Below are 21,727 nucleotides of genomic sequence, written 5' to 3' on the forward strand. Positions count from 1 at the left end.
CGGCGCGCGAGCGTGCCGCCCTCCTCCAGTTCCTTCAGGAGCCGCTTGAATTCATGCCGGTCGCCGGCGGCGATGCCGAAGGCGCGCTCGATCTCGCGCTTGCCGACCTTGCCCGTCGCCGAGGCGACGAAAGCGGCGATCTCCTCGCGCGAGGGCAGGGGCGCTTTAGATTTCGTCTGTCTGGGGGAGGGCACGCGACGGTCGTTCGGAAGGCGCTTGGATCCCGCTCGGAATCCGGCCGACAGATATGGGGCGATTTCGCACGGAAGCAAAGAAAGCTTCAGGCGTCGGGCTTGCCCTTGAGGCGGCTGGCGAGGATCTTGTCCACCCGCATCCCGTCGAGATCGACCACCTCGAAGCGCCAGCCCTGGCTCGTCACATGCTCGCCGGTGGCCGGCAGGTGCTCGAGGAGGTCCAGCACGAATCCCGCCGCCGTCTCGTAGCTGCGGTGGGCGGGCGCGGCGAGGCCCAGCAGATCGGCCATCTCGTCGAAGGGCATGGAGCCGGAGATGAGCCAGGAGCCGTCCTCGCGCTGCACGCCTTCCGGCTCGTCCTTGGTGGCGTCCGAGCGGAACGCGCCGACGATCGCATCCAGCGCGTCGGCCGGGGTCACGATGCCCTCGAAATGCCCGTACTCGTCATGCACGATGGCCATCGGCACCTCGGCGTCGCGCAGGACCTTGACCACTTCGAGCGCGTCGAGCGTGTCCGGCACGATCGGCGCCGGGCGCAGCTTCGCGGCGATGTCGAGAGGCTCGCCGGAGGCGAGGGCGGCCAGGAGGTCGCGCACATGGACGACGCCCCGAATCTCGTCCGTGCCGCCCTTCATCACCGGCAGGCGCGAATGATGGGTCGAGAGAAATTCCGCGCGCAACGTTTCCTCGTCATCGTCGAGGTCGAGCCAGTCCACTTCGGTCCGCGGCGTCAGGAGGCCCCGGACGGTGCGGTCGCCGAGGCGCAGGACGCCCGCGATCATGGAACGCTCGTCGCTCTCGATGACCCCGGCCGTCTCCGCCTCCGCGACGAGCATGCGGATTTCCTCCTCGGTCACGGCACTGTCCCCGGCCGATTTCAGGCCGAGGAGCCGGAAGACGAGTCTGGTCGAGGTGTCCAGCAGCCAGACGACGGGCGCCGCGACGCGCGAGAGGATGCGCATCGCCGGCGCCACGGCGCAGGCGATCCCCTCGGGATTGCGCAGGGCGAAATGCTTGGGCACCAGCTCGCCGATGACGACCGAGAGATAGGTGATGAGGCCGATCACGACGAAATAGCCGATCGGCTCGGCGAGCCGGCGGGAGACGCCCTCCACTTGCAGGATCGCGCCGAGGCGCTCGCCCAGGGCCGCGCCCGAGAAGGCGCCGGCGACGATCCCGACCAGCGTGATGCCGATCTGGACCGTCGAGAGGAAGCGGCCGGGCTCCTCGGCGAGGTTCAGGGCGGCGAGGGCTCCTCTGCGTCCCTGCTCGACCATGGTCCGCAGCCGGCTCTTGCGGGAGGAGACGATCGCCAGCTCGGACAGCGAGAAGGCCCCGTTCAATGCGATCAACGCCAGGGCGAGGACGAGTTCGAGCACGGGTCCCTATGCGGATGCTGCGAGGATCGCAGATCCGTCTCCAGTGAGCGGCGCCGCCGCCGAGGCGGGTCTCCTAGCACAAAAGAAAAGGCCGCAGCACGGGTCTGCGGCCTTTTCCTTCACCGATCCGTGCGGATCAGCAGGAATAATACATCACGAACTCGACCGGATGGGGGGTCATCTCGAAGCGGGCGACCTCGGCCATCTTCAGCTCGATGAAGCTGTCGATGAAGTCGTCGGCGAAGACGCCGCCGGCCTTGAGGAAGTTGCGGTCCTTGTCGAGGCTCTGGAGCGCCTCGCGGAGCGAGCCGCAGACGGTCGGGATCTTCTTCAGCTCGCGCGGGGGCAGGTCGTAGAGGTCCTTGTCCATCGCCGGGCCGGGATCGATCTTGTTCTTGATGCCGTCGAGGCCCGCCATCAGCATCGCCGAGAAGGCGAGATAGGGATTCGCGGTCGGGTCGGGGAAGCGGACCTCGACGCGCTTGGCCTTCGGGTTCTGCGTCCACGGGATGCGGCAGGAGGCCGAGCGGTTGCGGGCCGAATAGGCGAGCAGCACCGGCGCCTCGTAGCCCGGCACGAGGCGCTTGTAGGAGTTCGTCGAGGGATTCGTGAAGGCGTTCAGCGCCTTGGCGTGCTTGATGATGCCGCCGATATACCAGAGGGCCTCCTGGCTGAGATCGGCATATTTGTTGCCGGCGAAGACGGGCTTGCCGCTCTTCCAGATCGACTGGTGGACATGCATGCCCGAGCCGTTGTCGCCGTAGACGGGCTTGGGCATGAAGGTCGCCGTCTTGCCGTAGCTCTGGGCCACGTTGTGGATGCAGTACTTGTAGATCTGCATCTGGTCGGCGATCGTGACGAGCGTGTCGAACTTCACGCCGAGCTCGTGCTGGGCGGAGGCCACCTCGTGGTGGTGCTTCTCGACCTTGACGCCCATCGACTGCATCGCGGCCAGCATCTCGCCGCGCATGTCCTGGGCCGAATCCAGCGGCGGAACGGGGAAATACCCGGCCTTCATCTGGATGCGGTGGCCCATATTGCCACCTTCGTAATCCGTGTCGCCGTTGGTCGGCAGCTCGACGTCGTCGAGCTTGAAGCCCGTATTGTACGGGTCGGCCATGAACTTGACGTCGTCGAAGATGAAGAACTCGGCCTCGGGGCCGAAATAGGTCGTGTCGCCGACGCCGATCGACTTCATATAGGCTTCGGCCTTCTTGGCGATGCCGCGCGGGTCGCGGTCATAGGGCTCGCCGGTGGAGGGCTCGAGGATGTCGCAGACGATGGACAGGGTCGGGGCGGCGAAGAAGGGGTCCATCTGCGCCGTGGCCGGGTCGGGCATCAGGATCATGTCGGATTCGTTGATCGCCTTCCAGCCGGCGATGGAGGAGCCGTCGAACATCGTGCCCTCGGCGAAGAGATCCTCGTCCACGAGCGTCTGGTCGAAGGTGACGTGCTGCCACTTGCCCCGCGGATCGGTGAACCGCAGGTCGACATACTTGATGTCGTTGTCCTTGATCGCTTTCAGGACGTCCTTGGCCGTTTTCATTGTGCGCTGGTCCTCTTTCACAGCAAAGCCCGGCAAGCTGCCGGGCCTGTTTCGGCTCGATCGTGGAAAAAATCAGATGGCGTCGCCGCCCGTCTCCCCGGTGCGGATGCGGATGGCTTCCTCGACGCTCGATACAAAAATCTTGCCATCGCCGATGCGGCCGGTCTGGGCCGCCTTGCGGATGGCCTCGACGGCGCGGTCCACGAGGTCGTCCGCGAGAACGATCTCCAGCTTCACCTTGGGCAGGAAATCGACGACGTATTCGGCCCCGCGATAGAGTTCCGTATGGCCTTTCTGGCGCCCGAACCCCTTCGCCTCGACCACGGTAATGCCCTGGAGGCCGACATCCTGGAGGGCCTCCTTCACTTCGTCGAGCTTGAACGGCTTGATAATGGCTTCGATCTTCTTCATTTCGCCCCGCGCTCGGTGCCGCAGTTTCAGAAGCTTCTCCGAGCCTTATCATCACGGCCGAGGGGCCGCCATCTGGAATCAGGCTCGCAAGGCGGCAGACGCCGCCGAAAACATGGTCGCTTTGCCTCATTTGTGAGCAAACCGACGGATTTCGATCGAGGAGACAGGCCGCATGAAAGGTGAGCTGCTTCCGGTTTCGGCAGAAATCCGGCGCTGGGACCAGGAGACGATCGCGGCGGGCACCCCCGGCATCACGCTGATGCGCCGGGCGGGGCAGGCGATCGCCGGGCGCATCCTGGCAGAGCCGCGATGGCGCTCCCCTCGTCCGATTCTCGTCCTGTGCGGGCCGGGCAATAACGGGGGGGACGGCTATGTCGTGGCAACTCTCCTCGCCGCGGAGGGGCGGGCGGTGCAGGTGGCCGCGACGCCCGGACGGCCGGGCGGCGATGCCGCCATCGCCGCCGGCGAATGGACCGGCGCCGTCCTGTCCCTGGAGGCAGCCGATCCGGGCGCCGCGGCGCTCGTCGTCGACGCCCTCTTCGGCACCGGCCTCGGCCGGGACCTGGAGGGGGCGGTCGCGGATCTGGTCGGCCGGGTCGATGCGAGCGGAACGGACGTCCTGTCGATCGACATCCCGAGCGGGATCGACGCCGATAGCGGCCTCGTGCGCGGAGTTGCGATCAAGGCGGGCTGGACGGTCGCGCTGGCCGCCCGCAAGCCCGGCCACCTCCTCTATCCGGGGCGGCTGCATGCGGGGCGTGTCGAGGTCGCGGATATCGGAATTCCCGCCGGGATCGCGCGCGGGTCCGGCGTCGCGACGGTGGCGAACGCGCCTGCGCTCTGGCTCGCTTCCCTGCCCAGGATCGGGCTTCTTGGCCACAAATACGACCGCGGCCACGCGGTGGTCCTGTCCGGGGGGCCTGCCCATACCGGCGCGGCGCGCCTCGCCGCGCGCGGGGCGCTGAGGGCGGGTGCCGGGCTCGTGACCCTCGTGACCTCGGCGCGGGCGCTCTCCGTGAACGCCGCGCATCTCACCGCAATCATGCTGCGGGTCTGCGACGAGCCGGACGAATTGTCCGACCTGCTCACGGACGATCGCTTCAACGCGGTCGCTCTTGGGCCGGCGCTCGGGGTCGGCGAGGTTTCGCGGCGCTGGGTCGAGGCGGCGCTCGAGGCGGACCGGGCGACGGTGCTGGACGCCGACGCCCTGACGAGCTTCGCCGGCGAGGCGCGGGCGCTCGCGGACCTGACCGGCGCCGGGCGGGAGAGCCCTGTGGTCCTGACGCCGCACGAGGGAGAATTCGCGCGATTGTTCCGGGGAGATGCGACCCTCGGATCGGATCCCGCCGCCGAGCCCTCGCGGCTCGTCCGGGCGCGCAAGGCGGCCGCTTTCGCCGGAGCGACCGTGGTGCTCAAGGGACCCGACACCGTCATTGCGGCGCCGGACGGGCGCGCGGCGATCAACGAGAACGGCTCTCCCTACCTGGCGACGGCCGGCAGCGGCGATGTTCTTGCCGGCGTCATTGCGGGCCTGCTCGCGCAGGGAATGCCCGCCTTCGAGGCGGCGTCCGCCGCCGTCTGGATGCATGCCGCGGCCGCGACGCGGTTCGGGCCGGGCCTGATCTCCGAAGACCTGCCCGAATTGCTGCCCGAGATCCTGCGTGACCTCGCATATGAGGCAGGACGGGAAACGACATAGTCCCGAAACGGCAAAGAGCCTAGAAAGCCTCCGAATCGAGAATGAGGATCGATCCGGTTGCGAATTCAGGCGAACATCGTCGCCCTCCAGGAGCGTCGTCTCCTGAACTGGCTATGCGCCAGGACGCCTGCCTTCGTCTCCTCGAATCAACTTTCGGCCGTGGGAATGGTCGGGGCTCTCATCGTGCTGGCGGGCTATGTGGAGAGCCGGTCGTCGCCGGGCTTTCTCTGGCTCGCGAGCTTTGGCCTCGCGTTGCACTGGTTCGGCGATTCCATGGACGGAAGCCTCGCGCGGGCACGGGGAACCGAGCGGCCCCTCTTCGGCCATTTCCTCGATCATTCCATCGATTCGCTCGGGAACAGCATCATCATGCTGGGTCTCGGGTGCAGCCTGTACGTCCGCATGGACGTCGCCATGGCGGCGCTCGCCGGCTACCTCCTGATGACGGTCCACGTTCTCCTCAAGCAGCAGGCCGAGGGCGTGTTCCAGCTTTCGTTCCTGGCGCTCGGCCCGACCGAGCTGCGCATCTGCCTCGTCGCCATGAACACGGCCATGTGGCTCTGGGGCGGCACGTTTTTCGAGATCGGCAAGGCCGGCTTCACGCCCTACGACATGCTGGTGATCTTCGCCGCGATCGTCTTCGGGATGCTTTACGTTGTCGAGACCGCCCGCACGGCGCGGCATCTCGCCCTGATCGATCCTCCGAAGAGGCTGTGAAAGGGCGGTGCCGGGACGGATGCCTCGATCACGCGACCTGAAAGGTCGCCCATAATCCGGTATCGAACCGCTCCAGCACCGTGGAGCTGAAGGTCCAGCGTCCCGGATTGTCGGCCATGAAGGCGATGTGGAGGGTGCGTCCCTCCGGGACCTGCATCGTGTCGAGCCAATAGGGCTCCCAACCGTCGTCCAGCGGATGGAGCAGCCGGAAGACGTGGCCGTGCAGGTGAACGGGCTGCACGAAGCCCGTCTTGTTGGTGACGGCGACGACGACCGGCTGTCCCCGGCGGGCGGTGAACAGGGGCGGCGCGCCGGCCGAGCCCGGTTGTCCGTTGACCGCCCAGATCCGAGCCGGATCTCCCGGATAGACGGGCTGTCCGTCCGCGCCGATCACCGCCCCGCCCGTGATGGTCAGTTCGGGCCGGAGCGCATTCTGAAGCTTGATTTCCGGCGGAAGCGCCGCATTCGCCGGCAGCGCGACGACCTCCGGCCGTTCGGCCGCCTTCCGGGCGCCCGCCGTGAATTCGACGATCGGCAGGCCCCGGCCGATCAGCGCCGTGACCCCGGCCGTGGCGCCGGCCTCGCTCGGGACGTCGAAGAAGATGTCGTAGCGCGTGCCGGGCGCGAAAGGCAGGTTCGAGCGCAGGGGCTCGAAGGTGTCGGTCGGCTGGCCGTCGACGGCTCCGACATAGGCTTTCATCCCGTCGAAGCGCACCCGCATGATCCGGGCATTGCTCCCGTTGGCAAGACGCAGCCGCACCCGCGCTCCCGCTGGCAGGGTCACCTTCCGGGGCGCGAGGCCGCCATCGGCCGCGAGGCGGTTCCCGAGCCGGCCGCCGAACGCCGCATCCTCCCGGCGCCCGAAAGGCGCGAGCGCGCCCGAGGGTTCGAGGCGCCAGTCGCGGACGAGGAGCGCGAATTCCGCATCGACCGCCGGCGGCGCACGCTCCTCGACGATCAGGAGCCCCGACAGGCCGCGTCCGGCGAGTTCGCTTGCCCCGCCGGGGGCGAGGGGACGGATCAGGTAGGTGCCTGGATCGGGGGGCGTCAGCCGGTATTCGAACTCGCCGCCGGGCGCGACGGGCGGCTGGGAAACGCCCGCGACCCCATCCTGCGCCGCGGGTCCGCGCACGCCGTGCCAATGCAGCGAGAGAGGCTTGGCGAGGCGGTTTCGAAGCCGGAGCCGAAGCTCCTCCCCGTGACGGAGCCGAACCACGGGAGGCGTCGCGTCGCCGTCGAAGACCCACAGCTCGGCCTTCGCCTCCAGCGCAGGATCGATCCGGGCCGCGAGAGGGCCGGCCTCGAGCACGCGCACGGGCTCTTCGGCCCGGCCGCGATGCAGGGGCACGAGGGTCGCGACGAGACCGGCAAAGGCCCCCCGGCGGGTCAGCGGGATGTCCATGGGGCCTCTTAGCCGAGACGCCGCCGGGCCGCGAGAGGACGTCCGGCCGGGCTTGACCGTTCGCTTCGGGAGGACTTCATGGGCATCAAGCGCAAGCGGCGCCGGACGGAGGGGAAGCGAGCATGGCCGAGGGCTACGACATCATCGTCATCGGGGCCGGGCCCGGCGGCTACGTGACGGCCATCCGGGCGGCGCAGCTCGGCTTCAAGACGGCCGTGGTGGACCGGGAGCATCTCGGCGGCATCTGCCTCAACTGGGGCTGCATCCCGACCAAGGCGCTGCTGCGCTCGGCCGAAATCTATCACTACATGCAGCATCCCGGCGATTACGGCCTGAAGCTCGAAGGCAAGGTGAGCGTCGACACGGCCGCCGTCGTCAAGCGCTCGCGCGGCGTCTCGAAGCAGCTCAACGGCGGCGTCGGCTTCCTGCTGAAGAAGAACAAGGTGGACGTCATCTGGGGCGAGGCGTCGATCCCCAAGGCCGGCGAGGTCCTGGTCGCCGAAAGCAAGCGCGCCGAAGCGCCGAAGGGCGTGAAGGGGCCGGGCACCTACCAGGCGAAGCATATCATTGTGGCGACCGGCGCCAGGCCGCGCGTCCTGCCCGGCATCGAGCCCGACAAGAAGCTGATCTGGACCTATTACGAGGCCATGGTCCCCGAGACGATGCCGAAATCGCTGCTCGTGATGGGATCCGGGGCGATCGGCATCGAGTTCGCCTCCTTCTATCGCACGATGGGCGCCGAGGTGACGGTCGTCGAGTTGCTGCCGCAGATCCTGCCGGTCGAGGATGCCGAGATCGCCGCCCATGCCCGCAAGCGCTTCGAGAAGCAGGGCATGAAGATCCTGACGGGAGCCAAGGTCGCCAAGGTCACGAAGGGCGCCAATTCCGTCACCGCGACGATCGAGGCCGGCGGCAAGACGCAGGAGATCACGGCCGAGCGGCTGATCTCGGCGGTCGGCGTCGTCTGCAACACCGAGAATCTCGGCCTCGAGAAGCTCGGCGTGAAGATCGAGCGGGGCGTCGTCGTCACCGACGGGCTCGGGCGCACGGGCGTGCCGGGCATCTACGCCATCGGCGACGTCGCCGGCCCCCCGATGCTCGCCCACAAGGCCGAGCACGAGGGCGTCATCTGCGTCGAGACCATCAAGGGCCTGCACACCCATCCCATGGACAAGGCCATGATCCCGGGCTGCACCTATTGCCAGCCGCAGATCGCCTCGGTCGGCCTGACGGAGGCCAAGGCGAAGGAGCAGGGCAGGGCGGTCAAGGTCGGCCGCTTTCCCTTCAACGGGAACGGCAAGGCCATCGCGCTCGGCGAGGCGGAGGGCCTCATCAAGACGATCTTCGACGCGAAGACCGGACAGCTCCTCGGGGCTCACATGGTCGGCGCGGAGGTGACGGAGCTGATCCAGGGCTACGTGGTCGCGATGAACCTCGAGACGACGGAAGAGGAGCTGATGCACACCGTCTTCCCGCATCCGACGCTGTCGGAGATGATGCACGAAAGCGTCTTGGACGCTTACGGGCGCGTCATCCACGTCTAGGCAGCTATTCCGTATTGGCGGGGCAGCCCTGTCCGGCCTATACCAGCGGGAGCCGCGATCCTGCGGCCAGAGTTCGCCATGGCCCTCGTTCTCGACCTCCTGAACCAGGACCGGCGGCCGCGCCATCCCGAGAAGGCGCACCGCCCGGACCAGCCCGTCGCCCGCAAGCCCGATTGGATCCGGGTCAAGGCGCCCGGATCACCCGCCTGGGCCGAGACCCAAAAGATCGTCAAGGCGAACAAGCTGGTCACGGTCTGCGAGGAGGCGGGCTGCCCCAATATCGGCGAGTGCTGGGAGAAGAAGCACGCCACCTTCATGATCATGGGGGATACCTGCACGCGGGCCTGCGCGTTCTGCAACGTGCGCACGGGTCTCCCCGACGCGCTCGACCAGGACGAGCCGATGAAGGTGGCCGATGCCGTCGCCAAGCTCGGCCTCCATCACGTCGTCGTCACCTCGGTCGATCGCGACGACCTCCCGGACGGGGGCGCCCGTCACTTCGCCCGCGTGATCGGCGCGATCCGCGAGCGCTCCCCGACGACGACGATCGAGATCCTGACGCCCGACTTCCTGCGGAAGAAAGGGGCGCTGGAGGTGGTGGTCGAGGCGAAGCCCGACGTCTTCAACCACAACCTGGAGACCGTGCCGTCGAAATACCTGACCGTCCGGCCGGGCGCCCGCTATTTCCACTCCATCCGCCTCCTCCAGCGGGTCAAGGAACTCGATCCGTCCATCTTCACGAAATCCGGCATCATGGTCGGGCTCGGCGAGGAGCGGAACGAAGTGCTCCAGCTCATGGACGACCTGCGCTCCGCCGAGGTCGATTTCCTGACCGTCGGCCAGTATCTGCAACCGACGCGCAAGCACCACCCGGTCCTCCGCTTCCTGCCGCCCGACGAGTTCAAGAGCCTCGAGACCGCGGCCTATGCCAAGGGCTTCCACCTCGTCTCGGCGACGCCGCTCACCCGCTCCTCCCACCATGCCGGGGAGGATTTCGCCCGGCTCCGGGCGAAGCGCGAGGCCGATCTCGCGGCGGCGGCGGCCCGGCCCTGATCCCGGCGCGCCATGCCGTCCTTTCGGACCACGCGGCGCGTCCCGCATTCGGCGGAGAACATGTTCGCCCTCGTGGCGGATGTGGAGCGCTACCCGGAATTCCTGCCGCTCTGCACGGGCCTGCGCATTCTGCGCCGGCTGCCGGCGGGGGAGGGGAGGGAAACGCTCGTCGCCGAGATGAGCGTCGGCTACAGGGCGATCTCGGAGCGCTTCACGACGAAGGTCACGACCGACCGGAACACGCTCGACATCCACGTCAGCTATATCGACGGCCCCTTCAAGTACCTGGAGAACAGGTGGGAGTTCAGGCCCGCCGAAGGCGGCTCCGATATCCGGTTCTCGATCGACTACGAGTTCCGCTCCCGCTCCCTCGGCATGCTGATGGGCGCGATGTTCGAGCGCGCCTTCAGGATGTTCACGGCGGCTTTCGAGAGCCGGGCCGATCTCGTCTATGGCCGGGCGCAGCCGGCGACCTGAGGCTCACTCGTCAAGGGCGGCCGCCAGCAGGCCGAGCGCGTCGGCGACCGCCTTCTCCCTGATCTCCGCGCGGCCGAGATCGCCGTAGCGGCGCTCGACGTGGCGCGTCGCCGCGTCCCGGCGTGCGAGGCCGAAATGGACCAGCCCGACGGGCTTCGCCGCGCTGCCGCCGCCGGGCCCCGCGACGCCGGTGATCGCCACCGCGACATCGGCCGGCGAGTGGGCGAGGGCCCCCTTCGCCATCGCGCGCGCGACGGGCTCGCTGACTGCGCCGTGCGCGGCGATCAGCGCCGCATCGACGCCGAGCATCTGCACCTTCGCCTCGTTGGAATAGGTCACGAAGCCGCGATCGACGACGTCCGAAGAGCCGGCGACATCCGTGAGGCGGCCGGCGACGAGGCCGCCCGTGCAGGATTCGGCCGTCGCGATCTTCCAGCCACGGGCGCGGTAGGCGTCGAGCAGGGCAGGGGCGTCCATCGTGGGGAACTCCTAACGAGCCTCGGGCAGACGCACCGTCGCTGCGGCCTGGGCCGCGATTCCCTCGCCGCGCCCCGTGAAGCCGAGCTTCTCGGTGGTGGTCGCCTTGATCGAGACGGCCGAAAGCGGCACCTGCGCGATCTCCGCGATGCGGGCGCGCATCGCGTCGCGATGGGGGCCGACCTTGGGCCTCTCGCACAGGATCGTCGCATCCAGGTGATCGACGATACCGCCCGCCTCCCGGACCTTCGCGGCCGCGAAAGCCAGGAAACGGTCGGACGAGGCTCCGCGCCATTGCGGGTCGCTCGGCGGAAAATGCGTCCCGATATCGCCATCGGCCAGCGTCCCGAGCAGCGCGTCGGTCAAGGCGTGAAGCACGACATCCCCGTCCGAATGGGCGACGACGCCACGCTCGTGCGGCACCGCGACGCCGCCGAGCCAGACATGGTCGCCTTCTCCGAAGACATGCACGTCGAACCCGGTCGCGAGCCGCGCAACCAGGGGCGCACCGAGCCGGCGCTCGGCTTCGGCGAGGTCGGAAGGATGGGTGACTTTCATATTCGCGGGATCGCCTTCGAAGATTCGGACCGGCAGCCTCGCCCATTCGGCGAGGCTGCCGTCATCGGTGAAATCGTGCAGCCCCGCCGCCGCAGCTTTGCGGTGGGCGTCGAGAAGGGACGCAAAACCGAAGACCTGGGGCGTCTGCACGGCGCGCAGCCCGCTTCGCTCGACGGTGCCGAGGATTTCGCCCTCCCGGCCGACGCTCTTGATCGTATCGGTCACCGCGATGCCTGGGACGCCGGCGCCGTGGGCGAGGCCCGCCTCGATGGCGCGATCGAACAGCCGGGCATCGGCGAAGATGCGCGCGGCGTCGTGGATCAGGCAGAGCCGCGGGGCGAGGGCACGCGCCGCGACGGCTTCGAGCGCATGGCGCACCGAATCCTGCCGCGTCGCCCCACCCTCGACCGGGGCGAGGAGCCGCGGATGGCCGAGCAGGTCGGCGACTGCGCTCTCGTAGAGATCCCGGTCGTCGGGATGGATGGCGCAGAGGACGGCGTCGATCCGCGGATGGGCGAGGGCGGTGTCGAGCGTCCGCGCCAGCAGGGGCCGTCCCGCCACGGCCCTGAACTGCTTGGGCAGTCCTTCGCCCGCGCGGCTGCCGCGGCCGGCCGCCACGATGATGGCGACGACGTCCACAGCCCGTTCCGCGTCCTGTCCCGGCGATGTCATGATCGGGCTCATAATGGCCGCCGAGGCCGCAGCAAAGATGCCCCATTGAGGATGCGACCGCGATTGATTATTGATCGGGCAACATGGCATTTGATGAATTATTAGGCAGTCATGCCCCTCCCGAGCGACGCATTCCCGTGATGCTCGCCCCGATGTCGGGCATCACCGACGTCGCCTTCAGGCGTATCGCGATCCGGTTCGGCGCGGATTTCGTCGTTTCCGAGATGGTGGCCGCGCAGGGGCTCGTGCGGGGAGAGGAAGAAGCGCGGCTGCGCTCGGAAGGGGAGGGGGTTCTCCCCCACATCGTCCAGCTCGCGGGCCGCAACCCGGCCTGGATGGCGGAAGCGGCGCGCCTTGCGCAGGGCGCCGGGGCGAGCGTCATCGACATCAATCTCGGCTGTCCTGCCAAGAAGGTGACAGGCGGCCTCGCCGGCTCCGCGCTGATGCGCGAGCCCGACCTCGCGCTCCGCATCATCGAGGCCGTCGTCGCGGCGGCGCAGGTGCCCGTCACCGTGAAGATGCGGCTCGGCTGGGACGGGGCCTCGCCGAACGCTCCGCAGATCGCCGCGCGGGCGGCCGAAGCCGGCATCGCCGCGGTGACGGTCCATGGCCGCACCCGCCAGCAATTCTACCAGGGAAGCGCCGATTGGCGCGCCATCGCGGCGACGGTCGCCGCCTGCCGGGTCCCGGTGATCGCGAATGGAGACATCCTCGACGAGGCGAGCGCGCGAGCCGCGCTCGGCCTCTCGGGCGCGGCAGGCGTGATGGTCGGGCGCGCGACGCTGGGCCAGCCCTGGCTTGCGGGGAGGCTTTCGCGGGCCCTGAACGGCCTCGCGCCGGACGAGCCCGGCCTCGCCGAGAAACGGGACGCGGCGATCGAGCATTATGAAGGCATGCTCGCCCTCTACGGCCGCCGGATGGGCGTGCGGCATGCCCGCAAGCATCTCGCCGCCTATGCCGACCGTGCCGCGGAGGCCGGCGGCGGATTGCCGGCCGCCCTGCGCGCCGAACTCGTCACGACGGACGATCCCTCCCGTGTCCTGGTCCTGCTGGAAGGCCTCGGCATGGCGGATGCACGGAGGGCCGCATGAGCGCGATTACGAGCGAGCAGATCCTCAATGCGCTGCCCCTGCCCGTCCTGACGATCGGCCCTGAGAACCAGGTTCTCGGCGCGAATCACGCGGCGGAGTCGTTCTTCGATCTCAGCCTGCGCGTCCTCCTCAGGCAGCGCTTCGCCGATCTCGTGCCGGGCGATTCGCCCGCCTTCGGCGTGCTCGACGAGGTGCGCCGCCGCGGCTCGGACGTCAGCGAGCACAAGGTCGATCTTGCGAGCCCCCGCTACGGCACCGAGCGCTGCGTCGACATCTTCGCGACGCCGATCGGCGAGGACGGGAGCGTCGCCCTGCTGTTCCAGGAGCGCACCATCGCCGACAAGATGGACCGGCAGCTCACCCATCGCGGCGCCGCCCGGTCTCTGACCGCCCTCGGCGCGATGCTCGCCCACGAGATCAAGAACCCGCTCTCGGGCATCAGGGGAGCCGCCCAGCTTCTCGAATCCTCCCTGACAGAGGACGACCGCCTGCTGACGCGGCTGATCTGCGAGGAGACCGACCGCATCGTGAACCTCGTCGAGCGGATGGAGCTGTTCGGGGACGAGCGCCCGGTGGACCGGGGGCCGGTCAATGTCCACGGCGTGCTGGATCACGTCCGCCGCCTCGCCAGCTCGGGCTTCGCCCAGCATATCCGGTTCGAGGCGGCCTACGATCCCTCCCTGCCGCCGGTTCACGGCAACCGGGACCAGCTCATCCAGATCTTCCTGAACCTCATCAAGAACGCCGCGGAGGCGATCGGCGTCGACGCCCTGGACGGGGAGATCGTGCTCTCGACCGCCTTCAGGGCCGGGGTTCGCCTCGAAATGCCCGGCTCGCGGGGAGGGCGCGTCGCCCTGCCGATCGAGGTGTCCATCCGCGACAACGGTCCCGGCATCCCCGGCGACATCTTTCCGCACCTGTTCGACCCCTTCGTCAGCACCAAGGCGAACGGAAGTGGCCTGGGCCTTGCCTTGGTCGCAAAGATCGTGGGCGGGCATGGCGGGGTGATCGAATGCGATCCCGCTCCCCGCAGGACGACCTTCCGGGTCCTCCTGCCCATCCACAATGCCCGCGACGGGCGAATGGCGGAGTCTTGAGGCGCACCGAATGCCCAGTGGACAGATCTTGCTGGCCGATGACGATGCCGCGATCCGGACGGTGTTGAATCAGGCCCTTTCGCGGGCCGGCTACGACGTCAGGTCGACCGGGCACGCGGCCACGCTCTGGCGCTGGGCGGCGCAGGGCGACGGCGACCTCGTCATCACCGACGTCGTCATGCCGGACGAGAACGCCTTCGACCTCCTCCCGCGCATCAAGAAGGTCCGTCCCGAGCTGCCCATCATCGTGATGAGCGCCCAGAACACCTTCATGACCGCGATCCGGGCCTCGGAGCGCGGGGCCTACGAATACCTGCCCAAGCCCTTCGACCTGAAGGAGCTGATCGCCATCGTCGGGCGCGCGCTGTCGCGGCCGAGGGGGGCGGCTTCCGCCGGCGCGCCGGCGGAGGCCGAGGACATCCCGCTGGTCGGCCGCTCGCCGGCGATGCAGGAGATCTACCGCGCCCTGGCGCGGCTGATGCCGACCGACCTCACGGTCATGATCACCGGCGAGTCGGGCACGGGCAAGGAACTCGTCGCCCGGGCGCTCCACGATTACGGCAAGCGCCGCAAGGGGCCCTTCGTCCCCGTCAACATGGCCGCCATCCCGCGCGACCTGATCGAATCGGAGCTTTTCGGCCACGAGAAGGGGGCCTTCACGGGAGCCTTGCAGCGCTCCTCGGGCCGCTTCGAGCAGGCGGAGGGCGGCACGCTCTTCCTCGACGAGATCGGCGACATGCCGATGGAGGCGCAGACCCGCCTGCTGCGGGTGCTCCAGCAGGGGGAATACACGACGGTCGGCGGCCGGGTGCCGATCAAGACCAACGTGCGCATCATCGCGGCCACCAACAAGGACCTGCGCAGCTCGATCCAGAGCGGCATCTTCCGCGAGGATCTCTTCTTCCGGCTCAACGTCGTGCCGCTGCGCCTGCCGCCGCTCCGCGAGCGGGCGGAGGACCTGCCGGACCTGATCCGGCATTTCATGGCCCTCGTCGAGAAGGAGGGCCTGCCGCGCAAGCAGATCGACAGCGAGGCGATGGAGCGGCTCAAGCGCTATCGCTGGCCCGGCAACGTGCGGGAGCTGGAAAACCTCGTCCGCCGGCTCTCCGCCCTCTATCCCCAGGAAACCATCACCGGCCCGATCATCGAGGCCGAGCTGGACACGGCGCCCCGGCCCGAATCCTCCAGGGGCGCCCCGAGCGCGCCGGTCGAGGGCGAGACCCTCTCGATGGCGGTCGAGCGCCACATGACCGACTATTTCAGGCGCTTTCCGAACAACCTGCCGCCGCCGGGGCTGTATCACCGCATTTTGCGGGAGATCGAGGGGCCGCTCATCGGGGCCGCGCTGGCGGCGACGCGGGGCAACCAGATCCGCGCCGCCGAGCTGCTCGGCGTCAACCGGAACACGCTCCGCAAGAAGGTGCGCGACCTCAATCTCCAGGTGGTGAGGACGAACCGCTGAGGAGAGGCCAATCGGCCGCCTGGACTTCGTCTCGGTTCGCGCTTATTGCCAAAGGTGTTGCCGCAATGCATCAGTAGGTGCGGACGGCAATATCCGAGGATCGATTTGAGCGGCGAGGAGCGGTCCATCGCGACTGAGCTGAGACGTGCGGGCCCCCGCGGGCCTGGCTGGATAGGAGCGCTTGCGGTCGCCGCGTCGCTATGTTCGGCACTCGTCACCTTTCTGGTTCTGGCGGGCCTGACGCCGATCCTGCCGACCCACGAGGTCGTGGTCTGGGTTCTCTTCATCAACGTCCTGCTGGTGATCATGCTGGCCGGGATCGTGACGTGGGAGGCCTGGGACATCGTGCGCGCGCGCCTCGCGGGGGTCGCGGGGGCGGGGCTGCATGTCCGGGTCGTGGGGCTGTTCAGCCTGGTGGCGGCGCTCCCCGCCATCCTGGTCGCGGTCGTCGCGAGCCTGACGCTGAACCGGGGGCTCGATCCCTGGTTCGCAGGCTCGCTGCGGGCCCTGATGCAGAACACGGTGGAGATCGCGGAAGCCTATCGCGACACGCAATGCCGCACGCTCGCGCGCGAGACCCAGCTGATGGGGGCCGATCTCAACCGCGCGCGGGTTCTCTTCGACGCCGACCGGAAGGTGTTCACGGATTTCATGACCTCGCGGGCGTCCTTCCTCGGCTTCCCGGTCGCCATGATCGTCGAGCCCGACGGCAAGGTGGTCGAGAAGGTGGAGATCAAGCCCGTCGAGGGGCTGAGCCCGCCTTCGGAGGAGGACATCAAGGACGTGACGGATTCGGAGGCGATCTGCCTCGTTCCGCGAACCGGCAACATCTTCCGCGCGATGGTGAGGCTGAGCAATCACGAGGGACGGATCCTGTTCGTCGCCCGCCCGGTCGATCCGCGCGCGATCGAGTTCCCGCCGATCGCCGCGGCCGGCATCGCCTATTACGTCGACCTCGACAACAAGAGGGTGGGCATCCAGATCGCCTTCGCCTCGATGTTCGCGCTGATCGCCCTGATCGTCCTCCTCTCGGCGATCTGGTTCGGCCTAAGCTTCGCCAACCGGCTCGTCTCGCCGATCCGCCGCCTGATCCACGCGACCGACCAGGTGGCGACGGGGAATTTCTACGTCCAGGTCCCGGTGCGCCGGTCCGAGGGAGACCTCGCCCATCTCGGTGAGACCTTCAACAAAATGACCTCGGAACTGCGCCGCCAGCATGACGGGCTGACGGCCGCGAGCGATCTCATCGACCGCCGCCGCAGGTTCATGGAGGCAGTGCTCTCCGGTGTGTCGGCCGGCGTGATCGGCATCGATTCCCACGGATTGATCACGATCGTGAATCCGTCCTCGGAAGCCCTGCTGGAGGCAGGCCGGAACGACCTTCTGGGACACCCGGTCACCGAGGTGCTCCCCGAGATCACGCAACTCCTGGACGAGGCGAAGGCCGGACGGCTGCGCCTCATCCAGCATCAGGTTCCGATCTCCCGCAAGAGCCGCGATCGCATGCTCAACGTGCGCGTCACGAGCGAGCAGGCCCGGGGGGAGGAGAAGGGATTCATCGTCACCCTCGACGACATCACCGATCTCGTCTCGGCCCAGCGGACCTCCGCCTGGGCGGACGTCGCGCGGCGCATCGCCCATGAGATCAAGAACCCGCTGACGCCGATCCAGCTCTCCGCGGAGCGGATCCGCCGGAAATACGGGAAGAACATCACGCAGGACCGCGATATCTTCGACCAGTGCACGGACACGATCATCCGGCAGGTCGACGACATCAAGCGGATGGTCGACGAGTTCTCCTCCTTCGCCCGCATGCCGAAGCCGACCATGATGGCCGAGGATGTCGGCGAGACCGTGCGCCAGATCGTCTTCATGATGCGCACGGCCCATCCCGAGATCACCTTCCGCACCCGGTTGCCGACGGAGCCGCTGGTGGCGAATTTCGACCGTCGCCTGGTGTCGCAGGCGGTGCAGAACATCATGAAGAACGCCACCGAGGCGATCGCGGCCGTTCCCGACGAAAGCCGGGGCGAGGCCGTCATCGAGGTCGCCGTGGCCTTGCGGGACGACGACGTCATCGTGGACGTCGCGGACAGCGGCAAGGGATTTCCCTCGGAGGGGCGCCAGCGGCTGCTCGAACCCTATATGACGACACGGGAGGGGGGCACCGGCCTCGGCCTCGCGATCGTCGGCAAGGTGCTCGAGGAACATGGCGGCGGTATCGAGCTTCTTGACAATCCGGCCGGACGAGGAGGGCTCGTGCGATTGCATTTCCCCTATCAAGGCAACGCCCAGGGCGCTGCTGACAGGCCGCAGCGAGAACAACGGGAGCGCGCCACGGCATGAGCACCGACATTCTCATCGTGGACGACGAGGCCGATATCCGCGATCTCGTCGCCGGCATCCTGGAGGACGAGGGTCACGGCGCGCGCACGGCGGCCTCCTCCGACGAGGCGCTGGCGGCCATCGAATCGCGGCGGCCGCACCTCGTCTTCCTCGACATCTGGCTGCAGGGCAGCCGGCTCGACGGGCTCCAGGTCCTCGAACTGCTCATGCGCGACTATCCCGACCTGCCGGTGGTGATGATCTCGGGCCACGGCAATATCGAGACGGCGGTCTCGGCGATCCGCGCCGGCGCCTACGACTTCATCGAGAAGCCGTTCAAGGCCGACCGGCTGGTTCTCGTCGCGGAGCGGGCGCTGGAGGCGTGGCGCCTGAAGCGCGAGGTGAAGGACCTCAAGTCGCGTTCGACCCAGGCGAGCCGCATCGCCGGCAAGTCGCCCGTGATGAACCAGCTCCGCCAGTCGATCGAGCGGGCGGCGCCGACCAATGCGCGCATCCTCGTCGCGGGCGCGCCCGGCACCGGCAAGGAGCTTGCGGCCCGCACCATCCATGCGCTGTCCGCCCGCTCCTCGGGCCCCTTCGTCGTGCTCAACGCGGCGACGATCACGCCCGAGAACATGGAGGCCGAGCTGTTCGGCGTCGAGGCGAACGGCGAGCGCAGCCGGCGGGTCGGCGCGCTCGAGGAGGCGCATGGCGGCACGCTCTATATCGACGAGGTCGCCGATCTGCCGCGAGAGGTGCAGGCGCGCGTGCTGCGCGTCCTCGTGGACCAGAACTTCCAGCGCGTCGGCGGCTCGACGCGCGTCCATGTGGATGTGCGCATCATCTCCTCCTCCAGCCGCGACCTGCCGGCCGAGATCGCCGCCGGACGCATGCGCGAGGATCTGTTCCATCGCCTGAGCGTGGTGCCCATCCGCATTCCGAGCCTGTCCGAGCGGCGTGAGGACGTGCCGGAGCTGATCGACTTCTTCCAGGAGCAGATCTCGGCCTCGACCGGCCTCGCCAAGCGGCGCATCAGCGAGGAGGCGATGGCCGTCCTGCAATCGCATGACTGGCCCTTCAACGTCCGCCAGCTGCGCAACAATGTCGAGCGCCTCATGATCCTGACGGCCGGCGACCCCGACCAGGAGGTCACCGCCGAGATGCTTCCCTCCGAGATCGGCACGCTCGTGCCGACGACGCCGAACGGATCGGGCGGCGAGCGCCTGATGAGCCTGCCGCTGCGCGAGGCGCGCGAGATCTTCGAGCGGGAATACCTCGTCGCGCAGATCGCCCGGTTCTCCAACAACATCTCGCGCACGGCCGAATTCATCGGCATGGAGCGCTCGGCCCTGCACCGGAAACTGAAGCTTCTGGGCATCGGAGGCTGACCGATCGGGATGGCGCGCCTCTCCCTTTGCGAAAAACTCTTGCGCTGCAGCAACGGAGCGCTTGTAATGCCCCGGCTGGTCGCGGACCGTTCCAGGTCCAGCAACGACAACAACAGGGCCGCCCATGACCAGCCTGGCGGACCGACAGGACAAACTCATGCCGACCGAACGCGGCCAAAACCTACAAGACACCTTCCTGAACCATGTCAGGAAGAACAAGGTCCCGCTCACCATCTTCCTCGTGAACGGGGTCAAACTTCAAGGCATCGTCACCTGGTTCGACAGCTTCTGCGTCCTGCTGCGGCGGGACGGGCATTCCCAGCTCGTCTACAAGCACGCCATCTCGACCGTGATGCCCGGCCATCCCGTCCAGCTCTTCGAGCCGGAAGAGGGAGACAAGGGCTGACGAGGCGCCCGGCCTTTCCGGGCGTGGCGGTTTCCGTGGCCCGCCCGTGAGCGGGCCCGGCGCCTGGGGGAAGGATCGCCCCAGCCGCGAAGCGGCAGAGCGGGCCGTGGCGGCGCGCACGCGTACGCTCGTCATTGGCCCGTACCTCACCCGCCCCAAGGGCGAGGCCGCGGGGCAGGGCAGGGCAGGGGCGTCGCCTCCGCGCCGCCCCCCCGAGGCCCGGATCGCCGAGGCGCACGGCCTCGCCCTCGCGATCGACCTCGACATCGCGGGCGAGATGATCGTGCCCATCTCGGCCCCTCGCCCCGCCACCTATCTCGGCCGGGGCAAGGTCGAGGAGATCGCCGGGATCGTCGCGGCGGAGGATGTGGGCCTCGTCGTGATGGATTGCGCGCTCTCGCCCGGACAGCAGCGCAACCTGGAGAAAGCCTGGGGCACGAAGGTCATCGACCGGACCGGCTTGATCCTCGAGATTTTCGGCCGGCGGGCGCGGACGCGGGAAGGCGCGCTCCAGGTGGAGCTGGCCCATCTCGCCTACCAGAAGAGCCGCCTCGTCCGCTCCTGGACGCATCTCGAGCGCCAGCGCGGCGGCTTCGGCTTCCTCGGCGGGCCGGGCGAGACCCAGATCGAGGCCGACCGCCGCCTCATCCAGGAGCGGATGCGGCGCATCGAGCGCGACTTGGAAGGAGTCAAGCAGACCCGGACCCTTCACCGGGCCAGCCGGCGCCGGGTCCCCTATCCGATCGTGGCGCTGGTCGGCTACACCAACGCCGGCAAGTCGACCCTCTTCAACCGCCTGACCGCGGCGGAGGTCTTCGCCGAGAACCTCCTTTTCGCGACGCTCGACCCGACCTCGCGCGCCATCAGGCTGCCGCACGGCGCGACGGCGATTCTGTCCGACACGGTCGGCTTCGTGTCGGAACTGCCGACCATGCTCGTCGCGGCCTTCCGCGCCACCCTGGAAGACGTTGTCGAGGCCGATGTCCTGCTTCACGTCCGGGACATTTCGGGCGTCGAGACCGAGGCGGAGGCGGCCGATGTCGAGGAGGTCCTGGGACAGCTCGGCATCGACACGCATGACCGCTCGCGCCTGATCGAGGTCTGGAACAAGGCGGACCTGCTGTCGCCCGGCGACCGGGAGCGGCTTGCGGCCACGATCGCGCGCATGCCGCCCGAGAGGCGCCCGAGCCTCGTTTCGGCCGTGACCGGGGAGGGCATCCCCGATCTCCTCGCCGGGATCGAGCAGGCGGTGGCGAGAGGCCGCGCGCTGTTCGAGATCGTGCTGGAGGCGAGCGACGGGGCGGCGCCGAACTGGCTCTACGAGGAGGCGGAGATCATCCGGCGCGAGGAGGAGGGGGAGGGCGCCTCGATCCGCCTCCTCGTGCGGATCGCGCCCGAGAAGGAGCCTCGCCTCCTGTCCCGTTATCCGGGCGCTCGCAGGCTGGAGCAGGCCGCTCCGCCCCTGCCCTAGCCTGCATCCCCGACCGCCTTCTCGGCCTCCTTGGCCTCGACCCAGAGCCGGTCCATCTCGGCGAGATCGGATGTCGCGGGTTCCTTGCCGAGGCGTCTCAAGGCGGCCTCGACAGCCCGGAAGCGCCGCTCGAACTTGCGGTTCGTGGCCATGAGCGCCGCCTCGGGATCGATGTCGAGTTGCCGCGCGAGATTGGCGAAGGTGAAGACAAGGTCGCCCAGCTCCTCGACGATGTCGTCCTTGTTCCCGTCCGCGAGGGCCTCGCGCAATTCGGCCAGTTCTTCCTCGACCTTGTCGATGACCGAGACGGCATCGGGCCAGGTGAAGCCGACGGCGGCAGCCTTGCGCGTCAGCTTGT

20 protein-coding genes are annotated in these 21,727 nt (G+C 68.5%); 12 read left to right on the forward strand and 8 right to left on the reverse strand.

Going from position 1 to position 21,727, the window contains the following annotated elements; all coding sequences use genetic code 11:
• From PKD06_RS12925 to PKD06_RS12940, 4 genes are all read right to left on the reverse strand, one after another.
• A partial coding sequence (locus PKD06_RS12925) for a hypothetical protein (RefSeq protein WP_324380667.1) occupies positions 1 to 194 on the reverse strand: 194 nt, incomplete at its 3' end.
• An 86-nt stretch (positions 195 to 280) separates the two neighbouring features.
• Positions 281 to 1,573 (reverse strand): hemolysin family protein, encoded by a 1,293-nt coding sequence (locus PKD06_RS12930; RefSeq protein ID WP_324380669.1) that lies wholly within the window; start codon positions 1,571 to 1,573, stop codon positions 281 to 283.
• A 136-nt stretch (positions 1,574 to 1,709) separates the two neighbouring features.
• Complete coding sequence (gene glnA / locus PKD06_RS12935; protein WP_324380671.1) at positions 1,710 to 3,119, reverse strand: type I glutamate--ammonia ligase; 1,410 nt, start codon at positions 3,117 to 3,119, stop codon at positions 1,710 to 1,712.
• 72 nt (positions 3,120 to 3,191) lie between these two features.
• A complete protein-coding gene (locus PKD06_RS12940; RefSeq protein ID WP_324380673.1) occupies positions 3,192 to 3,530 on the reverse strand; it encodes a P-II family nitrogen regulator in 339 nt (112 codons plus the stop codon).
• A gap of 172 nt (positions 3,531 to 3,702) precedes the next feature.
• Between PKD06_RS12940 and PKD06_RS12945 the strand changes: the two genes are divergently transcribed.
• Positions 3,703 to 5,229, forward strand: a complete 1,527-nt coding sequence (locus PKD06_RS12945) for an NAD(P)H-hydrate dehydratase (protein ID WP_324380675.1) — start codon at positions 3,703 to 3,705, stop codon at positions 5,227 to 5,229.
• A gap of 57 nt (positions 5,230 to 5,286) precedes the next feature.
• Positions 5,287 to 5,946, forward strand: coding sequence for a CDP-alcohol phosphatidyltransferase family protein (locus tag PKD06_RS12950; RefSeq protein ID WP_324380676.1), 660 nt, complete (start codon positions 5,287 to 5,289; stop codon positions 5,944 to 5,946).
• A 28-nt stretch (positions 5,947 to 5,974) separates the two neighbouring features.
• Here PKD06_RS12950 and PKD06_RS12955 read toward each other — a convergent pair whose 3' ends face one another.
• Positions 5,975 to 7,348: a multicopper oxidase family protein gene (locus tag PKD06_RS12955; RefSeq protein WP_324380678.1), complete on the reverse strand. Its 1,374-nt coding sequence runs from the start codon at positions 7,346 to 7,348 to the stop codon at positions 5,975 to 5,977.
• A gap of 122 nt (positions 7,349 to 7,470) precedes the next feature.
• On the opposite strand from PKD06_RS12955, the gene lpdA reads away from it, so the two are divergent.
• The 3 genes from lpdA (at position 7,471) to PKD06_RS12970 (ending at position 10,422) form a co-directional block, all read left to right on the forward strand.
• Positions 7,471 to 8,892, forward strand: a complete 1,422-nt coding sequence (gene lpdA / locus PKD06_RS12960; RefSeq protein ID WP_324380680.1) for a dihydrolipoyl dehydrogenase — start codon at positions 7,471 to 7,473, stop codon at positions 8,890 to 8,892.
• Positions 8,893 to 8,970: 78 nt separating this feature from the next.
• On the forward strand, positions 8,971 to 9,945 hold the full coding sequence (gene lipA, locus PKD06_RS12965; RefSeq protein WP_324380682.1) for a lipoyl synthase: 975 nt from the start codon (positions 8,971 to 8,973) through the stop codon (positions 9,943 to 9,945).
• 12 nt (positions 9,946 to 9,957) lie between these two features.
• Positions 9,958 to 10,422: a type II toxin-antitoxin system RatA family toxin gene (locus PKD06_RS12970; protein ID WP_324380684.1), complete on the forward strand. Its 465-nt coding sequence runs from the start codon at positions 9,958 to 9,960 to the stop codon at positions 10,420 to 10,422.
• A gap of 3 nt (positions 10,423 to 10,425) precedes the next feature.
• On the opposite strand, the gene PKD06_RS12975 is transcribed toward PKD06_RS12970, so the two are convergent.
• Both PKD06_RS12975 and PKD06_RS12980 read right to left on the reverse strand, forming a co-directional pair.
• Positions 10,426 to 10,899, reverse strand: a complete 474-nt coding sequence (locus tag PKD06_RS12975) for a CinA family protein (protein WP_324380686.1) — start codon at positions 10,897 to 10,899, stop codon at positions 10,426 to 10,428.
• Between the two features lie 12 nt (positions 10,900 to 10,911).
• Positions 10,912 to 12,129, reverse strand: a complete 1,218-nt coding sequence (locus PKD06_RS12980) for a bifunctional 2-C-methyl-D-erythritol 4-phosphate cytidylyltransferase/2-C-methyl-D-erythritol 2,4-cyclodiphosphate synthase (RefSeq protein ID WP_324380688.1) — start codon at positions 12,127 to 12,129, stop codon at positions 10,912 to 10,914.
• An 83-nt stretch (positions 12,130 to 12,212) separates the two neighbouring features.
• On the opposite strand from PKD06_RS12980, the gene dusB reads away from it, so the two are divergent.
• The 7 genes from dusB to hflX all read left to right on the forward strand — a co-directional run bounded on the left by dusB (position 12,213) and on the right by hflX (position 21,369).
• Complete coding sequence (dusB, locus tag PKD06_RS12985) at positions 12,213 to 13,220, forward strand: tRNA dihydrouridine synthase DusB (protein ID WP_324380690.1); 1,008 nt, start codon at positions 12,213 to 12,215, stop codon at positions 13,218 to 13,220.
• On the forward strand, positions 13,217 to 14,317 hold the full coding sequence (locus tag PKD06_RS12990) for an ATP-binding protein (protein WP_324380692.1): 1,101 nt from the start codon (positions 13,217 to 13,219) through the stop codon (positions 14,315 to 14,317). The genes dusB and PKD06_RS12990 overlap by 4 nt, the downstream gene beginning before the upstream one ends.
• A gap of 10 nt (positions 14,318 to 14,327) precedes the next feature.
• Positions 14,328 to 15,779, forward strand: coding sequence for a nitrogen regulation protein NR(I) (ntrC, locus tag PKD06_RS12995; protein WP_324380694.1), 1,452 nt, complete (start codon positions 14,328 to 14,330; stop codon positions 15,777 to 15,779).
• A gap of 105 nt (positions 15,780 to 15,884) precedes the next feature.
• The gene (locus PKD06_RS13000; RefSeq protein ID WP_324380696.1) at positions 15,885 to 18,125 is read left to right on the forward strand and encodes a PAS domain-containing sensor histidine kinase; all 2,241 of its coding nucleotides are present in this window, start codon (positions 15,885 to 15,887) and stop codon (positions 18,123 to 18,125) included.
• Positions 18,122 to 19,492 (forward strand): sigma-54 dependent transcriptional regulator, encoded by a 1,371-nt coding sequence (locus tag PKD06_RS13005; RefSeq protein WP_324380698.1) that lies wholly within the window; start codon positions 18,122 to 18,124, stop codon positions 19,490 to 19,492. The genes PKD06_RS13000 and PKD06_RS13005 overlap by 4 nt, the downstream gene beginning before the upstream one ends.
• A 157-nt stretch (positions 19,493 to 19,649) precedes the next feature.
• Positions 19,650 to 19,898, forward strand: a complete 249-nt coding sequence (gene hfq / locus PKD06_RS13010) for an RNA chaperone Hfq (RefSeq protein WP_324380700.1) — start codon at positions 19,650 to 19,652, stop codon at positions 19,896 to 19,898.
• Between the two features lie 46 nt (positions 19,899 to 19,944).
• Positions 19,945 to 21,369, forward strand: a complete 1,425-nt coding sequence (hflX, locus tag PKD06_RS13015) for a GTPase HflX (RefSeq protein ID WP_324380702.1) — start codon at positions 19,945 to 19,947, stop codon at positions 21,367 to 21,369.
• Here hflX and PKD06_RS13020 read toward each other — a convergent pair.
• A partial coding sequence (locus PKD06_RS13020) for a MazG nucleotide pyrophosphohydrolase domain-containing protein (protein ID WP_324380704.1) occupies positions 21,366 to 21,727 on the reverse strand: 362 nt, incomplete at its 5' end. The two genes, hflX and PKD06_RS13020, sit on opposite strands and share 4 nt — an antisense overlap.

This window comes from Enterovirga sp. (genome assembly GCF_035325185.1).
GTDB lineage: Bacteria > Pseudomonadota > Alphaproteobacteria > Rhizobiales > Beijerinckiaceae > Enterovirga.